Origin of the sequence: Bradyrhizobium sp. SPXBL-02 (genome assembly GCF_051853065.1) — a bacterium.
GTDB lineage: Bacteria > Pseudomonadota > Alphaproteobacteria > Rhizobiales > Xanthobacteraceae > Bradyrhizobium.
The window spans coordinates 6,857,164-6,874,429 of the sequence record NZ_CP182474.1 but is presented as its reverse complement, the minus strand read 5'-3'; the positions used below and the strand labels follow the sequence as shown (position 1 = coordinate 6,874,429).

Annotated in this window: 15 protein-coding genes; 10 read left to right on the top strand and 5 right to left on the bottom strand. The window is 66.1% G+C overall.

Going from position 1 to position 17,266, the window contains the following annotated elements; all coding sequences use genetic code 11:
• Window position 1: 1 nt before the first annotated feature.
• Genes ACNJYD_RS31950 through ACNJYD_RS31940 form a run of 3 tightly spaced genes read right to left on the bottom strand, consistent with a single transcriptional unit; the run spans window position 2 to window position 4,751 of the window.
• On the bottom strand, window positions 2-2,812 hold the full coding sequence (locus tag ACNJYD_RS31950; protein ID WP_439364348.1) for a DUF4159 domain-containing protein: 2,811 nt from the start codon (window positions 2,810-2,812) through the stop codon (window positions 2-4).
• The gene (locus ACNJYD_RS31945) at window positions 2,809-3,753 is read right to left on the bottom strand and encodes a DUF58 domain-containing protein (RefSeq protein WP_439364347.1); all 945 of its coding nucleotides are present in this window, start codon (window positions 3,751-3,753) and stop codon (window positions 2,809-2,811) included. The genes ACNJYD_RS31950 and ACNJYD_RS31945 overlap by 4 nt, the downstream gene beginning before the upstream one ends.
• A complete protein-coding gene (locus ACNJYD_RS31940; protein WP_025038173.1) occupies window positions 3,753-4,751 on the bottom strand; it encodes an AAA family ATPase in 999 nt (332 codons plus the stop codon). Before ACNJYD_RS31940 ends, ACNJYD_RS31945 begins: the two co-directional genes overlap by 1 nt.
• Window positions 4,752-5,017: 266 nt before the next feature.
• Between ACNJYD_RS31940 and ACNJYD_RS31935 the strand changes: the two genes are divergently transcribed.
• The 7 genes from ACNJYD_RS31935 to ACNJYD_RS31905 all read left to right on the top strand — a co-directional run bounded on the left by ACNJYD_RS31935 (window position 5,018) and on the right by ACNJYD_RS31905 (window position 10,279).
• Window positions 5,018-5,629: a DUF1285 domain-containing protein gene (locus ACNJYD_RS31935; protein WP_439364346.1), complete on the top strand. Its 612-nt coding sequence runs from the start codon at window positions 5,018-5,020 to the stop codon at window positions 5,627-5,629.
• A 2-nt stretch (window positions 5,630-5,631) separates the two neighbouring features.
• The gene (locus tag ACNJYD_RS31930) at window positions 5,632-6,303 is read left to right on the top strand and encodes a CoA pyrophosphatase (protein ID WP_212259048.1); all 672 of its coding nucleotides are present in this window, start codon (window positions 5,632-5,634) and stop codon (window positions 6,301-6,303) included.
• Complete coding sequence (locus ACNJYD_RS31925) at window positions 6,300-6,563, top strand: DUF6111 family protein (RefSeq protein ID WP_172785901.1); 264 nt, start codon at window positions 6,300-6,302, stop codon at window positions 6,561-6,563. Before ACNJYD_RS31930 ends, ACNJYD_RS31925 begins: the two co-directional genes overlap by 4 nt.
• Before the next feature lie 10 nt (window positions 6,564-6,573).
• On the top strand, window positions 6,574-7,830 hold the full coding sequence (locus ACNJYD_RS31920) for a CCA tRNA nucleotidyltransferase (protein WP_439364345.1): 1,257 nt from the start codon (window positions 6,574-6,576) through the stop codon (window positions 7,828-7,830).
• Entirely contained in the window at window positions 7,827-8,597 is a 771-nt protein-coding gene (locus ACNJYD_RS31915; protein WP_439364344.1) for a TSUP family transporter, read from the top strand. Before ACNJYD_RS31920 ends, ACNJYD_RS31915 begins: the two co-directional genes overlap by 4 nt.
• A 234-nt stretch (window positions 8,598-8,831) precedes the next feature.
• Window positions 8,832-9,662 (top strand): outer membrane protein, encoded by an 831-nt coding sequence (locus ACNJYD_RS31910; RefSeq protein ID WP_439364343.1) that lies wholly within the window; start codon window positions 8,832-8,834, stop codon window positions 9,660-9,662.
• A 263-nt stretch (window positions 9,663-9,925) separates the two neighbouring features.
• Window positions 9,926-10,279, top strand: a complete 354-nt coding sequence (locus ACNJYD_RS31905; protein WP_025038166.1) for a cupin domain-containing protein — start codon at window positions 9,926-9,928, stop codon at window positions 10,277-10,279.
• A gap of 63 nt (window positions 10,280-10,342) precedes the next feature.
• Here ACNJYD_RS31905 and ACNJYD_RS31900 read toward each other — a convergent pair whose 3' ends face one another.
• A complete protein-coding gene (locus ACNJYD_RS31900; RefSeq protein WP_172785906.1) occupies window positions 10,343-10,546 on the bottom strand; it encodes a YodC family protein in 204 nt (67 codons plus the stop codon).
• A gap of 113 nt (window positions 10,547-10,659) precedes the next feature.
• A complete protein-coding gene (locus ACNJYD_RS31895; RefSeq protein WP_439364342.1) occupies window positions 10,660-11,706 on the bottom strand; it encodes a hypothetical protein in 1,047 nt (348 codons plus the stop codon).
• 268 nt (window positions 11,707-11,974) lie between these two features.
• Here ACNJYD_RS31895 and ACNJYD_RS31890 point away from each other — a divergent pair, with 268 nt between their 5' ends.
• The 3 genes from ACNJYD_RS31890 to ACNJYD_RS31880 are packed head-to-tail and all read left to right on the top strand — an operon-like array spanning window position 11,975 to window position 17,236.
• Complete coding sequence (locus ACNJYD_RS31890) at window positions 11,975-12,358, top strand: hypothetical protein (RefSeq protein WP_172785908.1); 384 nt, start codon at window positions 11,975-11,977, stop codon at window positions 12,356-12,358.
• A gap of 51 nt (window positions 12,359-12,409) precedes the next feature.
• Window positions 12,410-14,110: an efflux RND transporter periplasmic adaptor subunit gene (locus ACNJYD_RS31885; protein WP_439364341.1), complete on the top strand. Its 1,701-nt coding sequence runs from the start codon at window positions 12,410-12,412 to the stop codon at window positions 14,108-14,110.
• Between the two features lie 6 nt (window positions 14,111-14,116).
• A complete protein-coding gene (locus ACNJYD_RS31880) occupies window positions 14,117-17,236 on the top strand; it encodes an efflux RND transporter permease subunit (protein ID WP_439364340.1) in 3,120 nt (1,039 codons plus the stop codon).
• Window positions 17,237-17,266 lie beyond the last annotated feature (30 nt).

Genomic DNA, 17,266 nt, shown 5'->3' with positions numbered 1-17,266 from the left:
CCTATTGCCCCAGCCGTTCGATCAGCGCCGGCGCGTGCACCTGGTCGGCCTTGTAGTTGCCGGTCAGCGTGTACATCACGATGTTGGCGCCGGCGCGGTAGGCGAATTCGCGCTGGCGGGGGTCGCCGCCGGTCACCGGCAGCATGGCCTGTCCGTCGGGCCGCACCGCCCAGGCGCCGGCCAGGTCGTTCGAGGTGATGATGATCGGCGAGACGCCGTCGCCGCCGCGCGCCGGCCGCTGCGCGCTCTCATCGTCCTCTTCGCGCGGCAACGTCTCGACCCAGGTCTGGCCGGCCGTGAAGCGGCCCGGGAAGTCGCGCAGCAGGTAGAAGGTCTTGGTCAGCACGTGCTCGCGCGGCACCGGCTCGAGCTCGGGCACATCGAGCGAGGACAGGATCTCGCGCAGCGTCTGCATGGCCGGGGTCTGCGCCGCGCCGTTCGCGCCGGGCGGTGCCTCGATCGCGTCGCGGGTGTCGAACAGCACGGTGCCGCCCTGCTTCATGTAGGCGTCGATCCTGTTGATGGCGTCCTGTGGCGGCTTCGGCGCGCCCGGCACGATCGGCCAGTAGATCAGCGGGAAGAAGGCGAGCTCGTCGCGCGCGGGATCGACGCCGACGGGATCGCCGGCCTCGAGCGCAGTGCGCTGGGCCAGGAACAGCGTCAGCCCGTTCATCCCGGCCTTAACGATGGAATCGACGTCGGCATTGCCTGTCACGACATAGGCGAGGCGAGTCTGCGATACCGACTTCATCGCGAACTCGTCCGTGACGCCGTCGGCGCGCGACGGCGCCGGCGAGAGCGCCGCGAATCCCGCGAGCAGGGCGAGCACGATCGTCGCGGGCGCGGCGCGACGGCGCAGCAGCGCGGCAATCCCGCCGCCGAGCACCGCGACGATGATGGCGTCGATCAGGAACAGCGCGAGCGCCGTCGACAGCAGCCAGCCGCGCAGGTCGCGCGGCTCGGCATTGGTGTAGGTGGCGTGCCGGGCGCGCAGGCTCGCGGTGTTCAGTGCGGCGATGCGGTCGGCGCTGGCAAGCGTGTTCACGGCGAGCGGTCCTTCTGCCGGACCGTAGAAGCCGGGCGGATGATCTGATGTGGCGCGGTCGCGATAGTCCGCGGGCAGCGGCTTGGCAGTCGCGGGCGGCGGACCGAACGCGCCAAATCCGTCGAGGATGTGCAGCGGCGCCACCGTCTCAGTGGTCGCTTCGCTGGCAACGCCGGCGCCGGGCTTCGCCGTATAGCCGGACATGTCGACGACCCGCCGCAGCATTTCGACGAAGGTGCCCGACATCGGCAGATCCGACCAGCGCATGTCGGCGCTGACGTGGAACAGGCTGACGAGGCCCTTGCCGCGATGCTCGCCGGTGACGAGCGGCGTGCCGTCTTCCAGCGAGGCCCAGCTCTTGGTGGCGAGCACGGCGTCGGGCTCGGCCAGCACCTGGCGGCTCACGGTGACGTCCTTGGGGACCGCGACGCCGGCAAACGGGCCGTCGCCCGCGAAAGAGGCGAGATGCTGCGGCTTCTCCCAGGTCAGGCTGCCGCCGAGCGTGCGGCCGCCCTTGCGCAGCTTGACCGGCACGAGGTCGTCCTCCGCCTGTGCCAGCCGGGGCCCAGCGAACCGCACCAGCACGCCGCCCTGGTCGACCCAGGCATTGAGGCGTTCGCGCAGCTCGGGGGCGATGGTGCCGACATCGGCGAGGATGATCATCGGCAGCTTCTGGTCCAGAAACTGCGTGATGCCCTGCTGCGGCGAGCCCTTGTCGGCGAGCCTGACGTCGGCGAACGGGGCCAGCGCGCGGGTGAGATAGAAGGTCGGCGCCAGCAGCGGCTGCGCGGTCTCGCTGGTCGCGCCCGAGACGATGCCGATGGCGCGGCGGCGCCAGCGCTTGTCGAGCAGCTGCACCGCGCCGGCCGAGCGTTCGCCGGAGATCTCGAGCCGCGTGATGTCGTTGCGCAGCTCGACCGGCAGGTCGAACGCCGCTTCGGTTTCCTTGTCCTGCGGACCGAACGAATAACGCGCTTCGCCGATCGGGGATGCCTTCTGGTCCAGCGCGCGCACCGTGCCGACCGCAATCCCGCCATCGGTGCGCAGCACCTTCACCGTCATCTTCGCCGCGGCGTTCTCCGCGGCGACCAGGGCCAGCGGCGAGGAGGCGCCGCCTTCGAACACGGTCAGGCTGCGGTCGCCGATGGTCTTGCCGAGGCCGGCCACGAAGTCCTCGCCGCGGCCGGTGTCGACGCCGTCGGAGAGCCAGGCGATCTCGCAGTCGCCGGTGACCTTGAGGAAACGGTCGACCGCGGCCAGCGTCTCGACGCGGTCGATCGAATAGGGCTTTGGCGCGAGTTGCCGCAGCGCGACGCGCGCCGCCCCTGCCGGCATCAGGGTGATGTCGCGGTTCGGCTCCGAGAGCGGCACCAGCGCGATGCCACGGCCGTCATTGTCGGCATTGGCGATCAGCTCGTCCGCGGTCCTGATCCTGACGTCCCAGTGCGATGCGGCGCTCCAGCCGTCGTCGAACATGATCATCAGCGGCGCCTTGCTGCCGGCGAGGCCCGTTTGCGGATTCCAGATCGGGCCGGCGGCGGCGAAGATCACCAGCGCGGCGGCGAGCAGGCGGAGGGCGGTCAGCCACCACGGCGTCCGCGAGGGCGTCTCTTCCCGCGGCGTGATGTCGAACAACAGCCGCGTCGGTGGAAACTCGATGCGGCGCGGCCGCGGCGGCATCACGCGCAGCAGCCACCACAGCACGGGCAGGCTGATCAGGCCGATCAGGAGCAGCGGTTGCGTGAAGGCGAGCGGCAATCCCATCATGCGGCCGGCCCCGCCTTGATCGTCGTGGTGCGTGCGCCCGACTTGCTCACCTGCATGCCGGCATGCAGGAACAGCAAGAGCTCGGCGGCGGAGCGGTCGGTGGCGTGCGTCGTGAACAGCCAGTCGAGCTTGCCCGTCTCGGCGCGGATCTGGTCGCGGTGCAGCGCGAGGCGCGCGGTGTAGTCCTGCGCCCAGCTCTCGGCGCGGCCGGCGGTGATCACGCCAAAGCCTTCCGGCTCGACGAACTCGACGCGGCCGGAATAGGGAAACGATTCCTCGGCGGGATCGACCACCTGCACCATCGTGCCGTGGGCGCCCGAGCCGGAGAGGCCGGCGAGCGTCGTGCTGATCTCGGAGATCGGCGACCAGAAATCCGACAGCACGATGATCTCGGCCAGCGCGGCCGGAACGAAGGACGGCGGCAGGCTGAGGCGGTCGGCATCGTCATGCAGCATCGCCTGCGCCATCTTGTCGATGACGCTGCGGCTTGCGGTCGGTGGCATCAGTCCGGGAATGCCGACGCGCTCGCCGCCGGCGACGAGCAGCTCGGCCAGCGCGAAGGCAACGATCAGCGTCCGCTCCAGCTTGGACTCGCGCGCGGTCTTGGAGGCGAACGCCATCGAGGGCGAGCGGTCCGGCCAGATCCAGACCGTGTGCGAGGCTTCCCATTCCAGCTCGCGCACATAGAGATGGTCGTCGCGCGCCGAGCGGCGCCAGTCGACGTTCTGTGCCGGTTCACCCGAGACGAAGCGGCGGTACTGCCAGAAATTTTCGCCGGAGCCGGCGCGGCGCCGTCCATGCAGGCCGTGGATGACGTTGGCGGCGATGCGGCGGGCCTCGAGCACCAGGCGCGGCAACGAAGCGGCGAGCGTGCGGCTTTCGCCATCGGCACGTCGGATCGCCAGTATCTCCTTCGCTGCCCGCCCGTTCTCTGCTGCCATCAACCGATCCGTGTCTTCAATTGCCGGATCACGTCCGGAATCGTGCGGCCTTCGGCGCGCGCCTGGAACGTCAGCGCCATGCGGTGCTTCAGCACGGGCTCGGCAAGGTCGAGCACGTCGTCGATCGAGGGCGCGAGGCGCCCGTCGATCAGCGCCCGCGCGCGCACCGCCAGCATCAGCGATTGGCTGGCGCGCGGGCCGGGGCCCCAGGCAATGAACTTGCCGGCTTCGCCGGCGTCCGGACCCGGGCGGGCCGAGCGCACCAGCGACAGGATCGCCTCCACCACGGAATCGCCGACCGGCAGGCGCCGGATCAGGCGCTGCGCGGTGATCAGCGCATCGGGCGTCATCGCGCCCTTGGCCAGCGTCTCCTCCGCGCCCGTGGTTTCGAACAGGATGCGGCGCTCGGCATCGCGGTCGGGATAGTCGACGTCGATCTCCATCAGGAAGCGGTCGAGCTGCGCTTCGGGCAACGGATAGGTGCCTTCCTGTTCCAGCGGGTTTTGCGTCGCGAGCACGTGGAAAGGTTTCGGCAGATCATGGCGCGCACCGGCAACGGTGATGTGCTGCTCCTGCATCGCCTGCAGCAGCGCCGATTGCGTGCGCGGGCTCGCGCGGTTGATCTCGTCGGCCATCAGGAGCTGCGCGAACACGGGACCGGCAATGAAGCGGAAGGCGCGCCTTCCCGCGGTGCTCTCGTCCAGCACTTCGGCGCCGAGAATGTCCGAGGGCATCAGATCGGGCGTGAACTGGATGCGCTTGGCGTCGAGACCGAGCGTGACGCCGAGCGTCTCCACCAGCTTGGTCTTGGCAAGGCCCGGCACGCCGATCAGGAGCGCATGGCCACCGGAGAGGATGGTGACCAGCGTGTTCTCGATCACGCGATCCTGACCGAAGATGACGGAGGCGATCGCGTCCTTGGCCGCGCGAACCTGGCTCGACACCTGCTCGGCCGAACGGACGATCCCGTCCTCGAGTTTCTCGACACTCTCCGCCATTCGCTTGCTCCTTCAGCCTGCCACGCGGCTTGCTTGCATCGTGAGCCTGTCGCGTCAGGTCATCACGCCAGATCATGGGCCCATGCTAGACTTGCAGGAAGGCCATGTATTCGTTGAATTAACCTATCCCCACCTTATCGGCTTCGGGGTATGTACGGCATCACGAAGTGGCGACCTCCACACCGGACTAATCCGGGTGGAACCGAGCGCCAATCGACAACGTAGACCTGCACCAATCGTGCCAAATGACAAAGTCAGGGCAAACCATGGCGAACCAAGGGCAGAGCGCCGATCGCGGTCTTGAAGGGCTGACTGCCGCCGCCAAAAGCGCTGCCAATGCCGAAGGCGCCAAAAAGGGCCTCCCTCCGGTGCATCTGTGGAATCCGCCGTTTTGCGGCGATCTCGACATCCGAATCGCCTCCGATGGTACTTGGTTCTATCTGGGGACGCCAATCGGGCGTCTTGCCTTGGTGCGGCTGTTCTCGACCATTCTCAAGCGCGAGGGCGACAAGCATTTCCTGGTCACGCCAGTGGAGAAGGTCGGCATCCGCGTCGATGATGCGCCATTCATGGCGGTCGAGATGCAGAAGGACGGCGAGGACAGCCATCGCGTGCTGCGCTTCCGCACCAATGTCGACGACTGGGTCACCTGCGATGCCGCGCACAGGCTGCGCTTCGAGCAGGCGGCGGACGGCGGACTGACGCCGTACTTGCATGTTCGCGCCGACCTCTGGGCCAAAGTCACGCGCGCGCTCTATTACGATCTGGTTGACATGGGCGAGGAGCGGATGGTCGATGGCCTGCCGATGTTCGGTGTCGAGTCGGCCGGCGAATTCTTCGCCATGGCCGACGCAGAGCAGGTGAGGGCGGCGCTTTGAACTTGAACAACCTTATCCTGACGAACGAGCCCGTCGCGCTTGGCGCTGCGGATTTCTTCGCCCGCTCCCGGGCGAGGCTCGGCTTCGACGTGCCGCCCGGCCTCTACGATCCCAACATCATCCCCGCCTCGGGCGATCCCGGCACCGACAAGATGCTCGAGATCATCGCGCGCGAGCAGCCGGTGCGCCCGGCAGCGGTCCTGATCGCGGTGGTCGACCATCCCGAGCCGACCATCCTGCTGACGCAGCGCTCGGCGCATCTCAACGACCATGCCGGCCAGATCGCGTTTCCCGGCGGCAAGATCGACGCCACCGATGCCTCGCCGCTGGATGCGGCGCTGCGCGAGGCCGAAGAGGAGGTCGGGCTGTCACGCGACTTCGTCGAGCCGCTCGGCTATCTCGATCTCTACGGCACCGCCTTCGGCTTCCGCATCCTGCCGACGGTCGCGAAGGTCAGGCCGGGCTTTTCGCTCAGCATCAACCATTCCGAGGTTGATGATGCGTTCGAGGTGCCGCTATCCTTCCTGATGAATCCGGTGAACCACCAGGTGCACAGCAAGGAATTCCGCGGCACGCCGCGATCCTATTACGCGATGCCGTTTGCGGAACGCTACATCTGGGGTGCGACGGCCGGAATGCTGCGTGTGCTGTATGAGCGGATCTATTCATCATGATCCGGACGGTTCTGACCGAGATCGGAATCTTCCTCATCCCGTTTGCCGTCTATGCGCTGTTCCTCGCCGCCACGCGCTCCGGCCTGTTCGCGCGCTCGTCCTGGCCGGTCGCGATCGTCGCGCGCCTTGCGCTGGCGGCGATCGTGCTGGTCATCGCCGGCCTGATCGGGCTTGCGCATTTCTCCGGCGCGCCGCCGGATTCGACCTACGTCCCCGCCCATATCGAGAACGGCAAGCTCGTGCCGGGCGTGGAAAAATAGGGGCCGGCCCATGAGCGCGGAGCCTTTACTCGCCGATGCGCCCTGGCTGACCGCAGGCGGGACCGCGCGCGTCCTGGCGCTGCTCGGCACCGATGGCGAGGAGGCGCGGGTGGTCGGCGGCGCCGTGCGCAACGCGCTGCTCGGTCTTGCGCCTGGCGACATCGACATCGCGACCACGGCGCTGCCGGACGAAGTGCTACGGCGTGCCAAGGCTGCCGGCATCAAGAGCGTGCCGACCGGCATCGACCACGGCACCGTCACGCTGGTGATCGACGCCCACCCCTATGAAGTCACGACGCTGCGCGAGGACACCGAGACCTTCGGCCGCAAGGCCAAGGTCGCGTTCGGCCGCGACTGGGTGAAGGATGCCGAGCGGCGCGACTTCACCATGAACGGCCTGTCGGTCGATGCGCGCGGCGTCGTCTACGATTATGTCGGCGGCATCAACGACGCCAAAGCGCGGCGCGTGCGCTTCATCGGCGATCCCGACCAGCGCATCGCCGAGGATTATCTGCGCATTCTGCGCTTCTTCCGCATCCACGCCGCCTTCGGCGCCGGCGAGCCCGACCGCGACGGCTATCTCGCCTGCATCCGGGGACGCGCGGGCCTGGCGAACCTGTCGGCCGAGCGGGTGCGCATGGAGATGCTCAAGCTGCTGCTGGCCGGCGGCGCCTCCGCGGCGGCGCTCGCCATGGCCGAGGGCGGATTGCTGCAAACGCTGATCGGCGGCGTCGTCTATACGGGCCCCCTGGAGGCGATGATCGCGATCGAGCGCGAGCTCGGCCTCAGCCCCAGCAGCACGCGGCGCCTCGCCGCGCTCTCGGTCGCCGTCACCGAAGACGCCAAGCGCCTCGCCTTGCGCCTGCGGCTCTCCAATGCCGAGGCCAAGGCGCTGGATTCGATGGGGCACCGCTGGTGGCGCTTCGCCACCAAGGACGAAGCCAAGGCACGGCGCTTGCTGTACCGGCTCGGGCCCGAGCGCTATCACGATCGCGTATTGCTGGGCTGGGCCCGCGCCGCCGCTGACGTGCAGTCGCCGCGCTGGCGCGCGCTCGCCGAGTTGCCGCAGCGCTGGACTGCGCCGAAATTTCCGCTGAAGGCCGCCGACTTCATTGCGCGCGGTCTCGCCGAAGGACCCGCGCTCGGACATGTGTTGACGCTCGCCGAGGACGCTTGGCTCGCGGCGGATTTCCCATTAGAGCAAGCCGCACTCGCTGCCATCGCCGATCAAGCTGTCGCCCGCGTCACGCGCGACCAGAAAGATTGACCATCGTCTCAGGCTTCGCCGATATCTCGCTTCTGCAGCTTCTGCTGGTCGCAGCAATGGCGTTGTTTGCTTCGATCATCGGCGGTCTCGCCGGCTACGGCACCGGCGCGCTGATGCCCTTGGTGCTGGTGCCGATGGTCGGTGCCGAGCCCGTCGTGCCGATCATCGCGATCTCCGCGATGCTGACCAATGCGAGCCGCGCGCTTGCCTATGTCCGCTATGCCGACCGCCGCCGCGTGCTGATCGTGCTGGCCTGCGCCGCGCTGACCACCGCACTCGGCGCCTATGGCTACACCCGCCTCACCAATGCCGGCGCCGCGCTCGTGATCGGCACCATGCTGATCCTGAGCGTGCCGCTGCGCCGCGTGCTCCGCCGCCGCGCAGTGAAGATCGGCGACGCCGGCCTTGCCGCCGGCTCGGTCGGTTACGGCGTCCTGGTCGGCGGCACCTCGGGCTCCGGCGTGATCCTGCTCTCGCTGTTGATGGCCGCAGGGCTCGAAGGCGCCGCCGTGATCGCGACCGATGCGATGATCTCGCTCGGCACAGGCCTCATCAAGATCTCGGTGTTCGGCCTCGCCGGCGCCGTCACCGCGCAGGTGCTCGCCTTGGCGCTGCTGATCGGCGGCATGGCCGTGCCCGGCGCGTTCCTCGCAAAGGCCTTCGTCGAACGGATGCCGGTGCAGATTCACACGGCGATCCTCGATGCCGCCGTGATCACCGGCGGGCTGGTGATGATCTCGGCAGCGGCGAGGCAGCTCTTGGCGTAGACGACGCCGGCTGAAATGGCGTTCTTGGCGTCTTAGGAGCAATTGACGTCGCGACAATCTGAGCTGCGTCGCGTCAGGCGAACTTCGCGCGCTACGCTGTGTTCCCGATGCTACAGCCGCAATGCAAGATCACCTCTATAACTCGGCTCAAGCGGACGGCCGGTCATCGGCGGTTTGACGAGTGCTCACGCGGCAAGGCGCCGCCTTGTCACGCGCACAACGTTGAGGGAAGTTATGAAGTCCATCGTCTCTGCTGTCCTTCTGGTCTCGGCTCTGTGTCTGTCCCAGGGCGCCGTCGCGGCCGACCTCGGCAGGGCTTACACCAAGGCGCCGCCCGCGCCGGTCGCATTCAGCTGGACCGGTTTTTATGCCGGCGTGCATGGCGGTTATGGCTGGAGCGATCCGACCGCGACCTTCGATCCGGGCGCGCTCGCAACCGGGACGGTCCCCGGCTATGTCGTCACGGGTGGCACGGGGCCGTTCTCCCTGGATGTGAGTCCCAAGGGTGGCTTCGGCGGCGGCCAAATCGGCTATAACTGGCAGTCCGGCACGTTTGTGTACGGTCTGGAGGCGGATGTCAGCGGCGCAGCCATCAAGGAGACGGCGAGCCGCCCCTTCAGCGTCACTGGAACGATCGGCGGCGACAATGGCGCCTTCACCGGCGTATTCAATCTCAAGCAGGAAATCGATGTCTTCGGCACGGTCCGCGGACGTCTCGGATACGCGGCGAACAATCTCTTGATCTACGGTACCGGTGGCTTCGCCTGGGGCCACGTCAAGAACAGCATCTTCACCTCCAATCTCGCCACGCCGAATATTGCCAATTTCAACGGCTTCTTCCCGGCCCTGACGCGAAGCGCGTCCTCGTCGGAAGTCCAGGTGGGTTTCTCCGCGGGTGGCGGCCTTGAATGGGCTTTCGACCCGCGCTGGACGTTCAAGGCCGAGTACATCTACATCAATCTCGGAAAGTCGAACGGCAATGCTCTTGCATTCCCCGGAGCGTCCTTCACGGACACCGAGGTTCAGCTTCATACCGCCAAGGGCGGCATCAACTATCGGTTCTGATCCGGCCGACATCAGCTCGGAGGATGGGTTTCGCCCTTGCGAAACCCATCGCCTCCATCCTGGTCATCATTCACGCACCGCCGGTGCGGCGAGCAGCATCCCTGATGAGTTTCGTAAGGGCTCTCCCATTCTACGCGCGGGTCGCGTAGAACCACATTCCGCCACGTCGCAGTCTCGTGTTCCCAAACAGGGTCGTGCTATCCCTTCCAGGAGGGTAGCCGGTCACCATATTCGGGCTGGAAGTCGTCACCTGAGGAAACGCGATGAAAGCCCCCGCAAATCTCGCCGAGAAGCTCGCAACGTTCACCGATCGCTTCTCCCCGCGAACCGTCGCGACCTATAACGACAACGACATCATGGTGGCCAAGCTCGAGGGGCCATTTCATTGGCACAAGCACGAGGACACGGACGACTTCTTTCTCGTGCTCAGCGGGACGCTCGACATCGAGCTGCGGGATCGCACGGTCACCCTCAACCCCGGCGAGGTCTTTGTCGTGCCGAAGGGCGTCGAGCACCGGCCGGTGGCGCATGGGGAAGTGCACATACTCTTGATCGAACCGACGGGGACACCGAATTCGGGAGACAAAGCCACGGCGGCGCCTCGTATCCTCGTCTGATCAACCCGCGCCCGTCATCAGGGGAAGAGCGCGGCTCTCACGAGAATGCGGTCCGAGAAGTGCCTACTCCTCGTCATCATCTTCGTCTTCGTCGTCCTCGTCGTCCTCTTCCACCTGCACGAGCACGGCGAGCGGCAGCGTCTCGCGGAACAGGTCGCCTTCCATGCCCATCCACAGGCACAGCACCTCGTTGTCCTTCACCTCCGCGACGGTCAGCGGCTGACCGCCGGATTTCAGCATCACGACATCGCCGGCCTTCAGATCCATGGATTGTCCTTTCGGGTTGATCGACAGGGCCGACGCTAACAGGCCGTCATGACAGGCCGATCACGCCGGCTGCCGGTGCCGAAAAGTATCCGCCGGTGTCCTCGCGGTACGCCTCAGCTGCGCTCGCTCGTAGCCGGCTGGTTCGGCAGGCACTGGTTGCTGAAATAGCCGATGGCATCGCGCGCGAAAGGAACATGGCAGAAGAAGCCGGTGGGACGGTATCGCACCCTGATGCGGTCCAGCTGCGCCATGGTCAGCGTCATGAACGCGTCCAGCCGGCGGGCCTGAAGCTGCAGCCTGTGCTCGTTGCTGTCGCGCGGCTTATCGAGCTTGCGATCATTGGGGCCGTCGTTGCCGGAGGCCGGAGCTTGCAACGCATTAGGCCCGCCGCGGAGCACCTCGAAGCAATGGTGCATCACCAGGACGTGGTGCTTGGCGCTCCACCAGTTGATGGTCACGACCTTCTGCAACGCATCGATCTCGCCATCCGCCCGCCTGGCACAGAGGTTGACGTAGGACTTCAGCCCATTGGCCGTCGGGTCGTTGCACAATTCGTCGCTGGGGCGTCCGGGATCGGCGCCATTGTAGATCGCGCCTCTGAACTGGGGGAGATTGGCTTCTGACTCGCAATCGAAATTATACTTGGTGAGCAGCGTTGCCGTCAGGGGATCCTGGTCCAGCGTGTGCTCTGCGGCCGGATCGCGCCCGAGGTCGCTGGGCCAGTCGATGTAGATCTCCGCCTTGCGCGCGAAGATGGCGCCGTTCCGCCGCAGCGACGTGCGCGCCTTCCAATAGTCCGACAGCGAGTCGAATGTTTTGGAGTCCACCGGGATGAAAGCGGGGGTTGCCTGCGCCTTCAGCGAGCCGAACTGCTCGCGCAGCATGGTCTCCTGCTGGATCTGCACGTCGGCGAAGGCATTGGAGATCTCGAGGAAGGTGTCTGTCGCCTTCTGCATGTCCGCCTTGGCCTGCTCGCCGACCTTCTGCTCATAGGAATTCAGATACTGGAAATATCCGCCCAGAAAGCCGGTCAGCAGGGTCACGGCCGTCAGTCCCTTGGTGACCGAGAGGCGGCTGTCCCAGGATTGAATTCTCTGCCAAAAGCCCGGCTCGCTTGCGGCCTGCGTGCGCGCTGCTTGGTCCGGAAGGTCCTGCTTCATTGTCGCCTCCAACTCACCACGCCCCGTGGCACGAGGCTACCGCAATCCCGGATTGCGGCTTGTGAAGCATTTCACTTCAAGTGAGGCAGGCGGGCTGCCGGATGTCGGGCGTCGGCAGCTCGTGGAGCGAGCGAGGAGGGTGTCTGGACCACCTCCCACGCGATGCGTCCGCGCGGAACGTCGCCTTGAATTCGCGGTCGGCATGACCTAGTTTTTCGACGTGCTGCACGGCGTCCTCCACCATCTTCGTCAACTCGCCAGAACGGCCATGTTCGTGGCGATATCTGCGTTCGTGCTTCAGGTCTCCCTGATTTCGGTCTCGCAGGTGAAGGCGGCTGTCGGCGACATGCCGATGCCGTCCGTCATGCTCAGCGGTTCCCTGCATTTCCACGATCAACTGGCAGGCCACGTGCATTCCCACGCCGGTGACGACGCCGAAGGCCACGTCCATGACGGGCCGGATCACGACGACGACGGCGCTCCAGGCGTGGCCTGGGACATGTTTGGCACCTCGATCGCCTCAGCGCAGGTCGTTCACCTGCCCAGCGCCTTCGAAGTGCTCGGCGCCATGGACCTGCCGCTCGCGCGGGCCATTGTCGGGGTGCGCCCCGAGGGACTCGTCCGGCCACCAAGTACCTTCAGCATCGCGTAGTCCCGGCGGCGTTTCGGCCGCCGCCTTTTCGCATGTCTGAAGGATCTTTCGATGTTCATGAATCAGCGCTGCCCGAAAGGGCGGCTCACAAGTCTTGGGCTGGCCGGCGCTGTCTGGTTGGCAAGCCTGTTCTTGGGTGTCTCGGGGGCCTTTGCCCATGAAGGGCACGATCACGGCGACGCCGAGAAGACGCCGGTCGTGTCCTCGGCATATCCAAGAATTGCCGCGCGCTCCGAGCTCTACGAAGTCGTCGGCATCCTGAAGGACGGCAAGCTGTCGATCTTCGTTGATGATGCAGTGACGAACGAGCCGGTTTCGGACGCCGCCTTGCAAGTCACGATCGGCGATTCCGACCCGATCGACGCATCAAGCCGGGAGGATGGCGTTTACACCGCCCCGATTCCGAACGGCATACCGCCCGGATCGGTCGAGGTGATCTTCTCGATCAGCGCCGGCAGGGGAAATGATCTGCTGGTCGACTCGTTCACGCCGCGTGCAGAGGTTCGGCCCGCGGCGCAGAAGCACGAGCACGGCTGGCTGCTCTCGAACCGAGCGGCCATCGCGGCCTCCATGCTCGCCGCCTTGGGGTTCGGCCTTCTCTTCGCCTATTGGAAGCGGCGTGGCCGCGGCATGGCCGCCTCCATGTCCGCCGTGATGGCAGGGGCCTTCGTCATTCTCGCGGCCATCATGTTCGGCGAGGGCCGGACGAATGCAACGCAACCAAATCCGCCGGATGCTCCCGCATTGAGCGACTCCCCGCGGCGCCTGCAAGACGGCACCGTCTTCGCGGCCAAGCCGACGCAGCGTCTGCTCGAGGTACGGACCGCTGCAGCCGAGCCGCAGACGATTCATCCCGCCGTCACCCTGATCGGCCGTGTCATGGCCGACCCCAACCGCAGCAGCATCGTGCAGAGCATCTACGGGGGCCGCGTGGTTCCGGGCGATGACGGCATCCCTCGCATCGGGCAAACCGTCCGCAAGGGCGATCTGCTCATTCGGATCGAGCCGCATCTGCCAATCGCCGATCGCACGACGATCCTCGAGAAGGTCGGCGAAATCGAGCAGCTGATGGCAATCACGGAGAACAAGCTGCGGCGTCTCCGGCCGCTGGCCGAACGCGGCGCGGTGCCGCAAGGCCAGGTGAATGACCTCGAAAGCGAATTAGAGGGCCTGCGGGCGCGCCGCGAAGCCGTTCGCAATTCCCGCACCGGGTTCGAGGAGCTGCGGGCATCGACCGACGGCATCATCACGTCATCCAGGGTCGCGCCGGGCCAGGTCATACAGCCGCAAGACGTCCTGTTTCAGATCGCAGACCCTCGCAGCCTTTGGGTCGAGGCACTCGCCTATGACGAAATAGGCTTGAAGCAGCCCGAAGCCGCAACGGCAATGGCCGCAAACGGGCAGCAGATCGCGCTGAGCTTCGTCGGAACGAGCCGGGCGCTGCGCCAGCATGCGTCCGTGGTTCAGTTCGCCATTCCGGAGCCACCAGCAGGTCTCAACATCGGTCAGCCGTTGAATGTGATGGTCCAGACCGGAGCGCCCGCGTCCGGCCTGATCGTGCCGCGCAATGCCGTCGTTCGAAGCGGCAACGGCGAGAATATCGTCTGGCTGCACACCGGGCCCGAGCGCTTCGAGCCCCGGCCGGTTCGCGTGGTGCCGGTGGACGCAGCCCGCGTCATCGTGGCCGCCGGTGTCAACGAAGGCGAACACATCGTCGTTCGCGGCACCGACCTCGTCAACCAGATCCGGTAGCCGACCATGTTCAAGCTCATCGTCCAGACAAGCTTGCGCAATCGCCTGTTCGTGCTGGCGGTCGCCGCCGCGCTGGTCGGCTACGGCCTGGTCGTCCTGCCGAGCGTTTCGGTCGACGTCCTGCCGGACATCAACCGTCCGACCGTCAACATCTTGACCGAGGCAGAGGGATTGGCGCCCCAGGAGGTCGAGCAGCTGGTGACGTTCCCGATCGAGACGTCGATGAACGGCATGCCCGGCGTCATCCGCGTGCGCTCGGTCTCGGGCGTTGGTCTGTCGGTCGTCTATGTCGAGTTCGACTGGGGCGTCGAAATCTACCGCGCCCGGCAATTCGTCTCGGAGCGGCTGGCGCTGATCCGCGAGCAATTGCCGGCTCCGGCCAATCCCCAGATGGGCCCGGTGACCTCGATCATGGGCGAGATCATGCTGATCGCGCTGACGAGCGATGGCACGGCTTCACCCATGGATGTGCGCGAGATCGCTGACTTCGTCGTCCGGCCGCAACTCCTCGCCATTCCCGGCGTCGCCCAGGTGATACCCATCGGCGGCGAGGTCCGCCAATACCGCGTGACGCCGAACGTCGCCACCATGCAGGCGCTCGGGGTCACCCACGATCAGATCGAGCAGGCGGTCGCAAGGTTCGGCACCAATAGCGGCGGCGGCTTCGTCGACCAGCATGGCCGCGAATATCTGATCCGCAATGTCGGTCTCACCAGGCGTATCGAGGACCTCCGCAACACCGTCGTCGTCACCCGCGGAGAGCAGCCGATCCTGCTGAAGCAGGTTGCCTCGGTTGATTTTGCCGCGCGGACCAAGCGCGGTGACGCCGGATATGACGGCAAGCCCGCCGTCATCGTCAGCGTCATGAAGCAGCCGGCTGCGGATACTGTGGCCTTGACGCGCAATGTCGAGTCCACGCTGAAGGACCTGCAACGCACAATGCGCGGCGGGATCAACGTCGCCAACGTGCAGTTCCGGCAGGCCACCTTCATCGAAACGTCGATCGGCAATGTCGAGCGCGCCCTGGCCGAGGCCGCAATCGTCGTAGCAATGGTCCTGTTCGTCTTCCTGATGAACGGTCGCGCCGCGTTCGTCTCGCTGACCGCCATTCCAATATCGATCCTGGTGACGGTCCTGGTGTTTCGCGCCTTCGGCCTCACGATCAACACCATGACGCTGGGCGGCCTCGCCATCGCGATCGGCGAGCTGGTCGACGATGCCGTGGTGGACGTCGAAAACATCCTGCGGCGCTTGCGCGAGAACGCTGCGTCGGGCACGCCGCGTCCTGTCCTCGACGTGATCTCCGGCGCGAGCCAGGAGGTTCGTTCCAGTATCGTCTATGCAACGATGATCATCGTTCTCGTCTTCGTGCCGCTGTTCGCCCTTCCGGGAATCGAAGGGCGGCTGTTCACGCCGCTTGGCGTGGCCTATGTGGTCTCGATCCTCGCTTCGCTCTTGACCTCGATCACGGTGACGCCGGTGCTGTCCTACTATCTGCTTTCGGGACGAGCTGATTCAGGTGACCGCGAGAGCTTTGTCGTCACGAAGCTGAAGCAGGCCAATCGGCGGGTGCTCGGCTGGGCCTTCGAGCGGCAGGGCCTGGTGCTGGTCTTCGTTGCCGCTGCGGTCGCGGTGGCGGGCTATGCCGCGAGCCAGATGCCGCGCAGCTTTCTTCCTCCCTTCAACGAGGGGACGCTGGTCCTGTCGCTGCAGTACAATCCAGGCATTTCGCTCGCGGAATCGAACCGTCTTGGCCTATTGGCGGAACAGTTGCTCGCAAAGGTGCCCGAGGTGAAATCGGTCGGGCGCCGCACCGGCCGCGCCGAGCTCGATGAGCACGCCGAAGGCGTGCACTACAGCGAGATCGATGTCGATCTCACACCGTCCAAGCGCCTGAAGGCGGACATCTATGCGAGCATCCGGGAAGTGCTGTCCGCGCTGCCGGCGTCGGTGGCCATCGGACAGCCGATCAGCCATCGCCTCGATCATCTCCAGTCGGGTATTCGTGCCCAGATCGTGCTCAAGATCTTCGGGCAGGACATCGAGATGTTGCGGCGGCTGTCCGAAACGGTGCGCCAGCGTCTGTCGACGATCCCGGGTCTGGTCGATCTCCAGGTCGAGAAGCAGGTGCTGATTCCGCAAGTGCGGGTCCAAATCGATCATGCCCGCGCCGCTCTTCACGGCCTGACGCCGGCTGCGGTCACACAGGCACTCGACGCGCTGTCCAATGGCCGGAAGGTCTCCCAGATCGTCGACGGCAATCGCCGTTTCGATGTCGTGATGCGCCTGTCGGAGCAAGACCGTTCGACAACGGGACTGCACAATTTGCTCATCCCGACCGGCTCGGAGTTCGTCCCGCTGAGCGCTTTGGCCGACATCGTCGAGACAGACGGGCCGAACCAGATTCAGCGTGAGGGGACCCAGCGCAGGATCGTCGTCTACGGCAACGGGGACGGACGCCGCGACATCGCCGATATCGCTGCCGACATTCAGAGGTCGGTTCGCGAACTCGATTTCCCGCAAGGCTACACGACCAGCCTCGAAGGCGCGTTCCAGGCCCAGCAGGAGGCGTCCTGGCGCATCGGCATTCTGTCGCTGGCGTCGATGGCGATGATCTTCGTCGTCCTCTACAGCCGCTACCGGTCGATCGCACTGGCGCTGATCATCATGGGCGGTATTCCGCTCGCCCTGATCGGCAGCGTCGCCGCGCTAGAGATCTCCGGGCAGCCCTTGTCGGTGGCCTCGATGATCGGCTTCATCACCCTGGCCGGCATCTCGGCGCGCAACGGCATCTTGAAGATCTCGCACTACATCAATCTCGCCATCCACGAAGGCGAGCGTTTCGGGGCCGGGCTGGTCATTCGAGGCAGCATGGAGCGCCTCAGTCCGGTTCTGATGACGGCGCTTTGCGCCGGATTGGCGCTCACGCCGCTCTTGATCGGCGCGGACGAGCCGGGCCGGGAAATCCTGCACCCCGTGGCCGTGACGATCTTCGGCGGCCTGCTCAGCGCCACGGTTCTCGACACAATCGTGACCCCGATTCTGTTTCTGATGTTCGGCCAGCAGCCGCTGCAGCGGCTGGTGGCCGGACACGCCGCAACGTTCACCCCCGCGGAAGCCTATTGATACGCGCGGAAAACCAAAGAGGAGCCCGCA